Raw genomic sequence first — 12,545 nt, forward strand, 5'->3', positions numbered from 1 at the left:
GAGCGCTGTCACATTGTGGGCTCGCAAGACTAGATAGGATCGAGCGGCGAACAAGATGTTCGCGATTGAAGAAATGGAGCATTTCGTGAAATCGAGTCTTCTGAGTATTTCTTTGCTTCTCGCAGTTGGCGGCGCGCCCGTCGCCCATGCAAGCGGGACTGACCTTGCATCCGTGGCGAATGCGGCGGTACAGATGGATCCCAGTCTTGCTGTGCCGGCTGGTGTCACGCTGGCAGAACTCCACCGCATCTATCAAGGCAAGAACAACACCCACAGGATTCTTCACTACGATATTGCCTCGTGGGTGCGGTCGGGCTGGATGGACGAAGGGGTCATCGGGTTTATCTCCACGACACCCTTTGAGAACAGTCACCCGATTAGGGAGTGTTTCAGTCACACCCCATGGGATGGCTTCACCTCAACTGACATGAATTGTGAGGGGCAAGTCATTCCTCCCAATCAAGGGCCGATCGGCTATGTATCGTCGGTGCAGCTGCCAGGAACCGCGCCACTGTATCGATGTGCTTACACGTGGAAGGGAAAGCTCCGTCATTTCGACACCCGCGATGTTGGCTGCGAGGGAATCTCGGGCGCCCACAACGACGGGCCGCAAGGCTACGTCTTCATGTGATGTGGTAGCCGCCTAGCCTGTGGCTGGGCGGCTTCACCGTGGCACGACACTTTCCGCGGTGAGATGGTGCGCATGTGCTATTCCGCCCGGATCACCGCCGCCTGCCTTAGGACGGCCATGGCCATGTTAGGAATGACCGGCTATTGAGACATGGGAGCGGGATTGGCGCAAGGCTGTGGGGGTTTGCCAGATGGTGGATCCGAGTATCGTGGAGGATACTCAAACCGACTATAAGCAAGAGGATCAACCGTTGAGCGCTTCCATGCTTCCGAGAATTGTCGGTTTCGATGTGCCGCAGCTACATGAGCGCGTCGATTCCTCTACTGATGAGGCCATCATTGCGTTGTTGGATCTTGCGCCGGGTGCCCGCTGGACTGAACTATTCGTGAGGAAGTGCGAGGCCCTGGCATCTCAGCTCTCCTTGGCAGAAGTCCGGGTTGAAGGCTCCCGTATCTATTTTTACGGGTCAATCAGCGACTCAAGAGCGCTCGCCGATGCGGTCATGTCCATCGTTCACGTGCTGAATGATCAGCTCATGCGAGAAGGGAACGACGCAGCCTCGCGGGAAGAAAACTCCTAGGAGCAAGAGAGGCGCGACCAGCATTGACCTGCGATTTCCGCTGCGCCAGGGTGACCACGGAGACTGGATCGGGCCGCAAGTCTGCCCTTGAGGTCGTCCAGCCATTCTGCGCGTGTTCCGTGCGGGTCTCTGGTGTAGATGTCACATGCGAGTCGGATGACCGGGTCAACTTCATGGCGGAAGCTAATGGCGGGTAGCGCACCAGAGTTGAATGCCAATCCCCAATGCGTGAGTTCACGTTCGACGTCAACGAAATCCTTGTTCCTCTTGCGTTCCATGTTCTTCTCCTCTTAGAGCTGCACTGTACACCCTTGGAGGCGGCGACCTGTTCATGGCGCTTGTTCATACTGGTGCCAATCGGGCACGGCTGCGTAACAGGCTGAGGGCCATTGTGGGTTGGCAGCAGATGGCTGCATCGGAGTGAGAAATGAACAATTCCCCCCAGAACCAGAACGACCGTCCCAATTCGGATGGCGAGAAGAAGCAGCCAGGCCAGCAGGGTCAAGTGGACGGAAACGAGCTTGGCGGTGAAGACCTCGCCGGAAAGCAAGGTCAGCAACAGCAACAGCAGCAGCCGGGAGGCAAGGAGCGTGAGCAGTCGACCCATGGCCAGGACCAAAAGGGCAGTGAGGGTCGCAATAGCCGCCGTTGACGTCTAAGGAGTGGCCGCGCCCAGCGCGGCTCCTTCTGTATCAAAAGGAACGTTGATATGTCGTCCCATGCTCAAGCTGTGAACTTGATGACGAAGATCATGTATCAATCGCGCCCGGCGACCACGACGACGATGGCTCAGTGCCGGACCTGCCAAGGGCAAAGCCCTGGTGGAATGGAGTGTGCGCGGTGTTTGACTGAAAAGTTGGGAAGAGTGATTGCGAATAGAGGCGCTGCTCTTTGCTGGCTTGAGTCGTTCCTGAAAGTTCAGCGAGACGAAGCACACGTGTTCATATGTGCAAAGAGAGTTGATGCGTCAGCCTTGTAGGAGTCGCATTCTGGCCTGACATTGCGCAAGCGTATGCTCGGTACATCTAGGAGCAACGCTATGAATTTCCCGATATGCATCTACGATCGAACGGGTACTGGGCTCCGGCTTCCTTCCGAGTGGTGGATCGATCTGCAGTCAGATCTCCCCGCGCTAGTGAACGGTAGTGAGCGCATAGATCTGCCACGTTCCTCTAAAGATGAGCGCCCTCGCCTGGACCCTGAGGTTCTCAGTGATCTATCCAGACGAATCCGGGGCTCGCAATGGCTAGAGTAGATCCAGCTCAACCGCCAGGCGTGCGTTGGCTTTTCTTCCGACTCCGCAATGGTCAGTCGATCAGCCCGGCTAGGCTAATGTCTGTCTGGTGCGAAGCTACCGAATCATCCGAGTGCGCAGTCCGCCGCGAAATCATTGACGGCGCCGGCTACGTGTATGCTCTCTATGCGCCGAATGGATTGCGCTCTCCCCGTCGTGTGGAGTTGCGCATGAGGGCACTGCTGGAAGAAGCCGGGTATGCCTTCACGATGGGGAGCTTGGCTGGGAGGCACCAGCCGACGGCTGAGGTGGAACGCTGACTATGTCACCCGACTTGGCCACGAAGACCGGTCTGGGCAGCATGTGTTGCTGGGTCGTCGTGCCTTAAAACGTGGTCGCATTCGACCAAGCGCGCGTTACTGACCGCTTGCCGCTTGCGGCATCCTGCGCATGCGAGCAGGGTGCCTCCTGGCATGGTCTCCAAGCCAGGTGTTCTGGAATGCGTGATGTGCCGGCAGTGGTTGCAGCGTACGCTGATTGCGTTCACGCGTTCGATATTGCCTTCATCGCGACGCACCACATCTATATCCAGAACGTAGAAAAGGCCAGTGTCGGGCATTGCTTAGTACCTAGAACTTTCGTGCATGGTGCATGTAGCTGGGCCTGCATCATGTGACGAAGTTCCGAATTCAGCAATACGCGAACCTGACGCGTTCAGGGCGCGTCCGCCACCTCGCGCTGACATGAACCCGTTGCTGGTAGGCTGGTCCCCGTCAAGGAGGTGTGCCATGCCCATCAGGGCGGTTGTATACGTTAGCAGCGCCGGCGAGGACATTGCCAGCGACAAGCTAGGCCTGTCCAGCGGAAAGCTCGACCAAGTTGTGGACGACGCGGCCCGGTTCAACCGTAACGCTGGAGTTACGGGGGTGCTCCTCTTTGATGGTGAGCGCTTCCTCCAGTACTTGGAGGGGCCAGAGGATGGATTGTCAGTTGCCTATTCCCGCGTGTTGGGTGCGAGTAGCCATAACGGGATCGTAGAGCTGCAGCGGGGCAGGGTGGGCCAGCGTCGCCTGCCGTTCTGGCCGATGAGATGGCTGCCCGTTGAATCGGATGAGCTTGGGCGTGTGGCCCATGCGGACTGGACCCGATTCAATCAGCGAGGCGATCACCAGGCACCCTATGCGACTGCCATGGATCTGTTGGTCGGGCTGGTGGAGCCGTACGCCATCGCAGTCTAGCCTCTGTCGGCGGGCTCTCCGATTTGCTCGGTCAGAACCGTTAGCGATTGCTGGAAGGCGGCGGCGAAGAGAGCGCCGCCATCGTGTTTGTGCTTCGCCGCGATGCTGGGTAGCAGGCGCAACCAAGTATCGGTCAATTGCTCGGGCGCCGGGTGGGTCAGGACAGATACCCGCAGCGCGTACTCCATTGCCTTGAGATACCCGCGATGGACCTCAATCGCAACTTCGCAGGAGTGGACTCGGTCTAGCAGTTCGGAGATGCCATCGGTCATTTTGGGTCCTCGATATCGAGTGGTTCGTCGGGCTTGGGGTCCAAGAGCGCTAGCAGCTTTTCGCGACGACGCTGCTCGAGCCAGTGATGCCAGATCTCCATTTCGTCCATCAATCCTGTAGCTCCGCAAGCTGGGCACTTCAGGGTCGTGCCCCTGATGTCCGTATGGAATCCAGCATCGTGGGCCAGTGATGACCTAAGCCCACAGTTCTTGCAGGTTGAGCGCACCTGCTCCAGGCGGATGATTGCGCCATTTCGCGCAAGCAGGGGCAGGATCGAGTGGATCCTGAACGCATTGGGAGGGTGCATGGCCGTGCCGTTTAGGGGCTGGACACGGGAGCAAAGGATTCTGCACCGGAGAAGAGCCGCGAGACAGAAGTGTCTACCACATGATGTGAACCTCGCATCACACCAAGCTCAAGTGGACTCTCGCGCTTACTTCCCTGAGCCTCGGGGCTGGTGGACTCGAAGCGCTCACGCTGCCATATTTCGCAGAACTTCCGGCTGCTTTCTAAATGAGCATCCTCAACGTTCTGCTCACTCGTGACCACCTGGTCGTCGCGGTAGACACTCTGGCAGTGGATTCCCGGACAGGGGCGCATTCTGCGGGGGCGAAGCTGCTGCTGATCCCTCAGCACAACCTGGTGCTTGCCACTCGCGGTTCCACCCAGTTCTTCCTTCGCATCTATGAGCTGGCGCTGCAGGCGAGCTTCCGCGCAGATTTCACGATGGAGCAGCTGTCCGCCGAGCTTGGGTCGGTGGTGGACCAGCTCTGGCCGAACTATGAGAAGGCTGTTGCCGAGGCCGGCCTGCCGATCGAGCAGCTCGGGACCGAGCTGGTGCTGGGTGGTTGGTCGCCGAAGAACGGCCGGATGATGGCCACGGGGTACGCCAAGAGCGACAGTCAACGCTCCTGCTTGGTGCAGGCTATCGCGGGCCAGCTGGCGTCACCCGGGGAGCCGCTCCGGGCATTGACGCCGAGCATGGGCCAAGCCGATCTGATGGCCCACGCGCGCCTGCAGGCCACTTACCTCAATGAGCAGATGGACCGGCAGGTGGCGGGAGGCCGGCTGTTAGCCGGCTTCCTGAAAGCGGGGCAAGCCGTGATCAAAGATCTAGGTGAGCTTTAGATCTTCGGGCGTTAGCCCGGCCAAGGCGAGGATCTTGTCCTGCCTCATCTGCTCGGCCCAGAGAGTCCACGCTTGGTCTAAGGTCAAAATCCCTGTCACCCGGCATGCCGGACACGTGAGTTCCACCCCTCCTTCCACCTCGACAAGGCCATACCCTCTGGACATACGGGACTCGTCGCCGCATGAACCGCACTTGGCGTGCAGAGTTTCGACTTGCTCGATCGTTCCGTTGAGGCGCAGCAGCGGGCGGATCCGAAGGACCCGGAAAGCTGTTGGGGGTGTCATGTGTCGTGCCTGTAGGGGGCTAGACACGGGGGCGAAGGATTTCGCGCCTGAGAGGAGCCAGATGCGTCAACCATACAGCATGAATCGTTAAGAACTTCGTGCTGGGCAAATTCTCTTCGACGCCTGGACGGCAAGCAGCTCAACCCAGAGCGGATCAACTGCGCCACGCCAGTGGCCATCCCGAACGACTCAGACATGTGCCTGCGGCTTCGCAGGATCTGCGACCGCCTGCTGGCCGCGTTCCTGCAAAAACAGCCAGCCGTCGTGAAGGATCTTGGGTCGCTGTAAAGCAGTGTCCCCGCTCGCGCGGGGACGTGTGAAGCACAGGTTCGAGCTACTGGCAGACGTATTCTTGGGAACTTTCGTAGAACCTGTCGTAGAAGTCGTCGGGCATGTGACCGGAGCCGAAGTAGACGAGTTCTCTGCGGTAGAGGTGGCTTACGCCATAGATCCCGGGCGAGCTACAGGTCGCCGGCATTGGGCCTTGGTAGGTCTGACCGCCGAAGGTATGGTGATTCTCTTCGCAGGAGTAGCCGCCACCAACGCCTTGGGGATCCGGTCTGCATGTGCCGCCGGAGCCCTTCATCTCCTGAAAACCGGTGTATGGGTCGGTTGGGCACGAGCCGAACCCTTCCGAACCCCAGTCGCCGTACAGGTAGACGCCGCTCGGCCCATCCACGCCGCCCTGGCAGAAGTTGGTATAGGCCACTGGGTAAGGCTGGATAGTTTCCGAATCCACCCAGAGTACGCGGCCTGTCGGCACCCATTGGCCGGCGAAGGCGCTCGGGGCAAAGCCGGCTGACAACAGAGCAAGTGACATGCCCAGCATGAGGTGGCGAGGGGTTGCGCGGGCAGTTCTGCAATCGCTTTGCATTGAGTTCACTTCCATCTCTCCATGAGTAGGGTAGTGCTGCACTGCCCGCGCAAGGTCGCAACCCCTCATCAGGGGTGCAATCAGAAAACCGGCCATCTCGGTGTAGGTAAAGCCCGACAGAGGCGGGGATGTGACACGCGTCCGAATGTGACCGATTCAGACATGTGCCCGGCGCTTCGCAGGATCTGCGACGGCCAGCCGTATCCTTCCAGCCATGCAGTACTCCCACGGCTTCCGCACCGCCCCAATTCCCTCTGGCTGGGTCCAGACCGGCGAGCGCTGGGCGCTCTGGTACAACGGCCGCGAGACGGCCAGCGTCACGCCCGACGGCGGTCCTGGGGTCCGACTATGGATGGAAGGCCAGAAGATGTGGCAGGTGAAGGAAGTGCGCGCCGCCAGCGTCCGACAGGCGAAGCGCTACGCCGAGCGCTGGTGCGCAGCACGTCTGTATCCCGAGCTGCCTCTGCGTGAGGCCGTCGCCCGGCTGATCGACAGCATGCCGATCCAGTTGCCCCCGCCGCTGCCCGGCCTGCCGCCAACCCGCGAGCAGCAGCAACAGGCCCGGCGTCTGGCCGAGGCCGGGACTGCCGAACTGGAGCGAATCAAGGAAGCGCTGGAGCCGCGCCGACCGCCGAAGGAGACCAAGCCCAGGGCGAGGGATCCTATGAAAGCGTGGGTCAGGGCGGGGCGGGCGCAGCTCCGGGGCGGTTACTGACCAATGGCCGGTTAGAACGCGGCGTCGATCTGGTGCAGGATCAACGCTAGAAGTGTTGTCCGATACCACCGTTCCATGGGGTCTCCCATCCAAAGGTGCGCAAAGTCTAACAGCGGGATTTGGTTGTGCCGGGCAATGAGACACGGCAGGTCAGGGAAGCGCTGGGACCGGCCGCTGCGGCAAACCACTTTAGGCTAGGAGCAACCATCATGGAGTCTCTATTATCAGCTTGCTATGGAGATATCGGGCGGAAGTAGGTCCGATGAAAAGAATACAGATTCGTCAGCTCTATACATTCTCTGGGCCGAGTAGTTTAGGCTGTATCTAATGCTCCTGCTTCGGGAATACATTGACTGTATCTCGGGGGCGCTGTCATAAGAGACAATCCAGCTAGTTCTGAAGCTGCCGGATTGCAGGAAATTCGCTATGCGCGCATGATCGTGCGGAGCATAGTAGTTTCGATACAATCCCTTTCCCTTTACGAAGTACGGGGGGTCGAGATAAATCAATGAACTACTTGGCAGGAATTCTTGGCAGCGCTGGATGAGGCTAAGGGCGTCCTCGCAATGGACGGTAATGCGGTTGGATTGCTCCGCAATTTTCTCAATTCTGGACTGAATGACGTCCTTCTTGAAGCGTGCGTCTATCTTATAAGGCCCGTTTTGATCAAGGCCGCCAATAACTCCTGCCTTTAGAATTCCAGAGCGATTGGTCCGGTTCATGAAGAGCGTTGCGAATCCTTTCTCCACAACAGAAGCATCAATTTCTCCACGGAGAATACTCCTCCAATGAAGCCACTGTTCTATTGATACGGGTGTTGCGCGGAGAAGTCGTAACAGCTCGTCGGGATGCTGTGTTACGGATATCCAGAATGAATATACGGCCGGATCAATATCATTGATGTGGATGTGCTGAACCACATCTTCTAATAGAAGGCAGAGGGCCACGCCGGCGCCTCCTGCATAAGGTTCCAGGTAATGTCCTGCCAGGTTGTTTTTCCGCATAACGTCAATGACAAAGGGCGCGAATGCACCTTTGCCGCCTGGGTAGCGTAGCGGGGTATACAATCTATTAGAGAACAATGCCTATCCAGCGTCGATGGGCGGGATGCCTACCTTTAAGTTTATACTATTTATCCGATCTACGAAAGAGGCTCTAAATTCGGTTGTGTCGATCGTATGTGCGTAGTGTGTAATGTATTTCTTGAACTGGGATGGGCTGGAATTTGCCCACTTTTTGCAGGACTCAACTGTGACAATGTTATCGTTCAGGATGTCTTTAAGGGTTAATGACGCGATTCCGGATGCCTTAAAGCTCCTAAGGAATGAATCTCTTTCCTTCTTGAACTTTGTAAAGAAATCATCGTCATTGTCTAGCGAGCAAATGAAATGAACGATCCTCTTCTCGAGCGCCACGCCATCTGGATCCGGAAGTCGGATAAAAGATTTTTTATCTTTTATCTTCGCAAGTTTGGTATCTGATACGTCGCCGTCAAAGATGACGAAGGCATGCTCGAGAAGGATTGGGTAATTTATGCAGATGCTTGCGAGAGACGTGTACGATGTGCCGGGAGTCTTCGATTTCGGTGCGAGTGAGCTATGCAAGGAAACTAGTTTGAGTATGTCTCTCTTGCCAATGCAGCATCGAATGAAATGCATGGCAATATCATCTTCGCAAAATACTCTTACCCTTCTGGCTTCTGCGGCTTTCTCGGGCGTCTCCAAGGTTAATTCGGAGTAGGCCTGTTCGTAGGTGGGGTTCTTCAGTATTGGTGTGTTGCCCCTTCTTGCCTTTGCCTTGCTGATGAAGTTTACAACGATCCTCTTGGCGTCCAAGCTCGCTTGATGTGCAAGGTAAGCGTGTTGAATCAGGTGCAGAGAGTGGGTCGTTATAACCACCTGGACACTATACTGGTGGGCCCATCTTAGTAGATAGTCAAATAGCTGGATCTGCGCTACCGGATGCAGGCTTGCCTCAAACTCGTCTATACACAGAATGCCGTTGCCATTTGGTTTCTGTACTTCCGCACGCATGAATCCGATCAGACGATTAAAGATGGCGCCGAGATTGTCTTCGCCTGAAGAGATTGCTCTCCAATCGTACGTTGCGCCATTGCCAGATGGAGCAAAGGTAGTTTTTAGCTTGGGCTGAACGATAGGTGAGAAATTTTCATATGCGCTGCTCGGAAACACTGATTCATAGAAGTGCTTGAGCTCGGTCGCCTCTTCAGTGCTAAGCTCTTCAGTCGTGTCTGGCTGCGCCTTTGTATCTACCATCGGGTAAAGGCGCTTTAGATTAAGGAACGAGGTGTTGTAGTTGAAGTTGCCGTCGCCTGCGTCTGCGCCAGAAACAACAATGCGATGTCGATTAGTCTTCTTTGCAACATAGTAAATTTTGACTTCCTCAGCTAGTGTCCCCTTGCTTGTTTCTAGGACCATCTCGTAGCTGTAGTCTTCTTTATCATGTTCTGGCGAAAGGCTGAAGACTTCTGAGTAGCTCGTTTTAAGAGGGGATCCAAACGCATCTTTCGCGCTGCCAGTGAACGGGTGCGCAATCAGTCCCATCAATGACGTCTTCATCGTCCCGTTTCTTCCGGAAATAATCGTCATCCTGCTCCCGAGCTCAATGGTTTGAGTTCGAAGGGAGCGAAAGTTTCCGATTCTTATGCCATGGACGCGCAGAATAGGGATGTTCTTGTTGCTCTTGAATCCGAGTTCTTTTTTTCGCTTTCCCTGCTGAATTTTTTCCACGTCTTCCCCTGATTCCTATTGCAAATTGATCAAATGTGCAGACGGTTCGCGTCCTGTTGGCAGATGTTCAGTCAAACGTCGGGGGATTGCAACGAAGGCATCATGATGTATCACCCGCGGGACAGCAAAAATTTGCCCAGGCAGCCATCATGAGACGCCTCTTCTCCAGCATGGATCCTCGCTTGTAAGCGGCTTTGGCCTTATCGCGGACCTTGTGCGCGAGTGCTGCCTCGGAAAGATCGTCAAGAAAGTCGGTGGTCTCCCTAGACCGGTCTTTGAAGGTCGACCTGAACCCGTGGATGGTCACGTGGCCAAAGCCGATAGGTTTGAACAGGGCTAGCATTGCGTTCTCGCCTACACGCTCATTGCTGACGCCGTTGGGCAACAGCAGCCGGAACTCTGTGTCAGCCTGGTCCGAACGGCTTCAAGCTTACACTCGAGCCTCTGCGGCAGGGAGAGTTGGACCGATCCATGCTAATCACCGGAGGGTGGGATCAGAGCTAACCGAGGGACGCCCGCTAGACCTGGGCGAGGCCAGGGCTACAGCAGCTGCGGCGGGGTGTTTGAGCGAAGCTGGACCCAAGCCGGTCCCAGCAATCTTGCAAGTCATTGATTTAACGCGCGGTGGAAGCCCCCTCCTAAGGGGAAGGTCGCCCGTTCGAATCGGGCCGGGGTCACCATCCACGCGCTGCCCGGGACGCCCTTCTTCGAGCGCTACAGCAGCTCCAGGCCGCGCAGTACCTGCGCCACGTGCGCACGCTCTTCGCCTCGCAGCCCAAGCAGCGGCCGTGGCAGGCAGTCCTCCGCACACAGGCCCATCAGTGCCGCCGCGCATGCCATGACGCGGATGCCACCGAAGCGGTCGTACAGCGCCCAGAGCGGCGCCAGCCTCGCCGACACGGCCTGCGCCGTCGCCATGTCGCCGGTGCCGGCCGCGCGGGTGATCTGCTGCACCACCCCGGGGAACAGCCCGCCGGTTACCGAGTACCAGCCATCGCAGCCAGCGGCCAGCCCGCGCACGGCGGCTGCGTCGCCGCTGATGCCCAGCGTGACATGCGCTGGAAGATGGGCGCGCAGTGCGGTGACGCGCGCCGCTGCTTCGGCAGGATCGTCGGAAAGGCGTGGGATCTTGATCGAGGCGATGTTGGGCAGGGCGGCGATCCGCCCATGCAGTTCATCGCTGAACCGGAAGTGGGTGGTGCCGGGATTGTCGTAGACACAGATCGGTGTGCCCACCGCCGTGCACACCGATTCGAAGAGCGTGTAGACCTCGTGCTCCTTCAATGGCTGGTAGGACACGGGTGCCAGCAGTAGGCCGGCTGCACCCGCATCTTCCGCGTCCCGGGCCAACGCCAGCACATCGCGGGTGCGCAGCGCACCGATGCCGACGATGACCGGGACATCGCCCGAATGGGCCAACGCTTCGCGCAGCACGCGCATGCGCTCGGCCTTTTCCAGGTAGGCGTAGCTGCCGGTGGAGCCGAGCACGCCCATCGACCCCACGCCAGCGGCCGCGAGACGCTCGACCAGCCCGGCGAAGGCGTGCAGGTCGATGCTCGATTCGTTCATCGGCGTAAGAGGAAAGGCGCTGAGGCCGTGGATCATGGCTAACCCCGAAGGCAGAGGGCGAAGGGAGGTTGTCTGCAGCGGCGACCCTGGACGGCTGGCATTGTTTATTGTCCTAGGACAAAATTCAAGCGCTGCCGTGCAACGTGATCCGGCCACCGGGATCGCGCACCATGGCGGCCATCCTTCCTTGCGGGCACGCCATGAGTGAGTACCTTCGCCCCGTGCAGCCTCCGCACTTCGCCGCCATCGGCGCGTGGCTGGATTCGGCCAGCGCAACCCGGCGCTGGGCCGGTCCCGGCGTGGCGTATCCGCTCGTGCCGGACGCATTCGCGCACGCACTGCAACTGCAGCAGCGCCCGGGCTGGGTGCTGCTGGATGCGCATGGCCACTGCCTTGGTTTCGGCCAGTACTGGCCAACGACCTCCGGCACGCTGCACCTGGGCCGCATCATCGTTTCGCCGCGGGCACGCGGGCGTGGACTGGGACGTGTACTGATGCAGGCGCTGATGGCGCAGGCGTTGCAGTCGCCCGGGGCGGAGCGGCTGACCCTGCGTGTCTATCGTGACAACGTCGCGGCGGTGACCCTGTACCGCGACCTAGGCTTTCAGCCGATGGAAGACGCTTCGACGCCGGAACTGCTGTTCATGCAGCACCGTGCCGGCTGAGTGGTGATCACGCGCGCAGCACGGAAGCCTGTTGCGCCTGCCATTGCTCGCGGGTGATGCGGCTGATGTGTTCGGTGCGGTAGTCGCGGAGGAAGCTGTTGAACTTTTTCACTTCGGTATGGTGATGCTGGAAACCGCATTTGCTCTGTACGCTCAGGGACTGCAGGTTGTCGGCGAAGTAGCCGCACCACAGTGCGTCCAGGCGCAGGCCGAGGAAGGCGTGCCGCATCACTTCGCGCACTGCTTCGGGCACCAGGCCGCGCCCCCAGTACGGTACGCCGATCCAGTAGGCGATCTCGCCTTCGCGTTCGCCGATCTCGAAGTTGCTGTCGGCACCGATCAGGATGCCGACGCAGCCGATGGCGTGGCCATCTTCGCGGCTCTGCAGGGCATAGACCTCCGGCCGGTTGAACACGGTGCGGATGATCCCGGTACTTTCCTCGACGCTGGTGTGGGCTGGCCATCCGGCGATGGGCCCGACGCGCAGGTCGCGGGCGTATTCGTACAGGTCGGCGGCGTCGGTGTCGCGCTAGGGGCGCAGGATCAAGCGTTCGGTATGCAGCGGCATGGCCGTTCCAGGGGCAGGGAGAGAGCGCACAGGCT

14 protein-coding genes and 1 tRNA gene are annotated in these 12,545 nt (G+C 58.7%); 9 read left to right on the forward strand and 6 right to left on the reverse strand.

Going from position 1 to position 12,545, the window contains the following annotated elements:
* Positions 1 to 55: 55 nt before the first annotated feature.
* From QP609_RS09350 to QP609_RS09370, 5 genes are all read left to right on the forward strand, one after another.
* Positions 56 to 631, forward strand: a complete 576-nt coding sequence (locus tag QP609_RS09350) for a hypothetical protein (RefSeq protein ID WP_164166286.1) — start codon at positions 56 to 58, stop codon at positions 629 to 631.
* 250 nt (positions 632 to 881) lie between these two features.
* A complete protein-coding gene (locus tag QP609_RS09355; RefSeq protein WP_231109344.1) occupies positions 882 to 1,211 on the forward strand; it encodes a hypothetical protein in 330 nt (109 codons plus the stop codon).
* A gap of 427 nt (positions 1,212 to 1,638) precedes the next feature.
* On the forward strand, positions 1,639 to 1,863 hold the full coding sequence (locus QP609_RS09360) for a hypothetical protein (RefSeq protein ID WP_164166284.1): 225 nt from the start codon (positions 1,639 to 1,641) through the stop codon (positions 1,861 to 1,863).
* 590 nt (positions 1,864 to 2,453) lie between these two features.
* Positions 2,454 to 2,765, forward strand: a complete 312-nt coding sequence (locus QP609_RS09365; protein ID WP_289213995.1) for a hypothetical protein — start codon at positions 2,454 to 2,456, stop codon at positions 2,763 to 2,765.
* 468 nt (positions 2,766 to 3,233) lie between these two features.
* A complete protein-coding gene (locus QP609_RS09370; RefSeq protein ID WP_164166282.1) occupies positions 3,234 to 3,683 on the forward strand; it encodes a BLUF domain-containing protein in 450 nt (149 codons plus the stop codon).
* Here QP609_RS09370 and QP609_RS09375 read toward each other — a convergent pair.
* The gene (locus QP609_RS09375; protein WP_289213996.1) at positions 3,680 to 3,955 is read right to left on the reverse strand and encodes a hypothetical protein; all 276 of its coding nucleotides are present in this window, start codon (positions 3,953 to 3,955) and stop codon (positions 3,680 to 3,682) included. The genes QP609_RS09370 and QP609_RS09375 overlap by 4 nt on opposite strands.
* A 514-nt stretch (positions 3,956 to 4,469) precedes the next feature.
* Here QP609_RS09375 and QP609_RS09380 point away from each other — a divergent pair.
* Positions 4,470 to 5,084, forward strand: coding sequence for a hypothetical protein (locus QP609_RS09380; protein WP_289213997.1), 615 nt, complete (start codon positions 4,470 to 4,472; stop codon positions 5,082 to 5,084).
* A gap of 619 nt (positions 5,085 to 5,703) precedes the next feature.
* Here the strand turns inward: QP609_RS09380 and QP609_RS09385 are convergent.
* The gene (locus QP609_RS09385; protein WP_270954095.1) at positions 5,704 to 6,189 is read right to left on the reverse strand and encodes a hypothetical protein; all 486 of its coding nucleotides are present in this window, start codon (positions 6,187 to 6,189) and stop codon (positions 5,704 to 5,706) included.
* A 268-nt stretch (positions 6,190 to 6,457) separates the two neighbouring features.
* Between QP609_RS09385 and QP609_RS09390 the strand changes: the two genes are divergently transcribed.
* The gene (locus tag QP609_RS09390) at positions 6,458 to 6,958 is read left to right on the forward strand and encodes a hypothetical protein (protein WP_289213998.1); all 501 of its coding nucleotides are present in this window, start codon (positions 6,458 to 6,460) and stop codon (positions 6,956 to 6,958) included.
* 224 nt (positions 6,959 to 7,182) lie between these two features.
* On the opposite strand, the gene QP609_RS09395 is transcribed toward QP609_RS09390, so the two are convergent.
* Both QP609_RS09395 and QP609_RS09400 read right to left on the reverse strand, forming a co-directional pair.
* Positions 7,183 to 8,040: a DNA adenine methylase gene (locus QP609_RS09395; protein ID WP_289213999.1), complete on the reverse strand. Its 858-nt coding sequence runs from the start codon at positions 8,038 to 8,040 to the stop codon at positions 7,183 to 7,185.
* A gap of 3 nt (positions 8,041 to 8,043) precedes the next feature.
* A complete protein-coding gene (locus tag QP609_RS09400) occupies positions 8,044 to 9,708 on the reverse strand; it encodes an AAA family ATPase (protein ID WP_289214000.1) in 1,665 nt (554 codons plus the stop codon).
* A gap of 576 nt (positions 9,709 to 10,284) precedes the next feature.
* Here QP609_RS09400 and QP609_RS09405 point away from each other — a divergent pair.
* Positions 10,285 to 10,388, forward strand: a tRNA-Ser gene (locus tag QP609_RS09405).
* 34 nt (positions 10,389 to 10,422) lie between these two features.
* On the opposite strand, the gene QP609_RS09410 is transcribed toward QP609_RS09405, so the two are convergent.
* Positions 10,423 to 11,313 (reverse strand): dihydrodipicolinate synthase family protein, encoded by an 891-nt coding sequence (locus tag QP609_RS09410; RefSeq protein ID WP_164077563.1) that lies wholly within the window; start codon positions 11,311 to 11,313, stop codon positions 10,423 to 10,425.
* Positions 11,314 to 11,477: 164 nt separating this feature from the next.
* Here QP609_RS09410 and QP609_RS09415 point away from each other — a divergent pair, with 164 nt between their 5' ends.
* A complete protein-coding gene (locus QP609_RS09415; RefSeq protein ID WP_041863362.1) occupies positions 11,478 to 11,942 on the forward strand; it encodes a GNAT family N-acetyltransferase in 465 nt (154 codons plus the stop codon).
* Positions 11,943 to 11,949: 7 nt separating this feature from the next.
* On the opposite strand, the gene QP609_RS09420 is transcribed toward QP609_RS09415, so the two are convergent.
* Complete coding sequence (locus QP609_RS09420; protein ID WP_310762650.1) at positions 11,950 to 12,450, reverse strand: GNAT family N-acetyltransferase; 501 nt, start codon at positions 12,448 to 12,450, stop codon at positions 11,950 to 11,952.
* Between the last annotated feature and the right edge of the window lie 95 nt (positions 12,451 to 12,545).

It is taken from the genome of Stenotrophomonas sp. 8(2023) (assembly GCF_030345295.1).
Classification (GTDB): domain Bacteria; phylum Pseudomonadota; class Gammaproteobacteria; order Xanthomonadales; family Xanthomonadaceae; genus Stenotrophomonas; species Stenotrophomonas muris.

What these genes read in the sequence shown, in the direction of transcription:
- QP609_RS09350 (WP_164166286.1), top strand. Translation starts at nt 56, where the DNA reads ATGTTCGCGATTGAAGAAATGGAGCATTTCGTGAAATCGAGTCTTCTG.
- QP609_RS09360 (WP_164166284.1), top strand. Translation starts at nt 1,639, where the DNA reads ATGAACAATTCCCCCCAGAACCAGAACGACCGTCCCAATTCGGATGGC.
- QP609_RS09365 (WP_289213995.1), top strand. Translation starts at nt 2,454, where the DNA reads ATGGCTAGAGTAGATCCAGCTCAACCGCCAGGCGTGCGTTGGCTTTTC.
- QP609_RS09370 (WP_164166282.1), top strand. Translation starts at nt 3,234, where the DNA reads ATGCCCATCAGGGCGGTTGTATACGTTAGCAGCGCCGGCGAGGACATT.
- QP609_RS09375 (WP_289213996.1), bottom strand. Translation starts at nt 3,955, where the DNA reads ATGACCGATGGCATCTCCGAACTGCTAGACCGAGTCCACTCCTGCGAA.
- QP609_RS09380 (WP_289213997.1), top strand. Translation starts at nt 4,470, where the DNA reads ATGAGCATCCTCAACGTTCTGCTCACTCGTGACCACCTGGTCGTCGCG.
- QP609_RS09385 (WP_270954095.1), bottom strand. Translation starts at nt 6,189, where the DNA reads ATGTCACTTGCTCTGTTGTCAGCCGGCTTTGCCCCGAGCGCCTTCGCC.
- QP609_RS09390 (WP_289213998.1), top strand. Translation starts at nt 6,458, where the DNA reads ATGCAGTACTCCCACGGCTTCCGCACCGCCCCAATTCCCTCTGGCTGG.
- QP609_RS09410 (WP_164077563.1), bottom strand. Translation starts at nt 11,313, where the DNA reads ATGATCCACGGCCTCAGCGCCTTTCCTCTTACGCCGATGAACGAATCG.
- QP609_RS09415 (WP_041863362.1), top strand. Translation starts at nt 11,478, where the DNA reads ATGAGTGAGTACCTTCGCCCCGTGCAGCCTCCGCACTTCGCCGCCATC.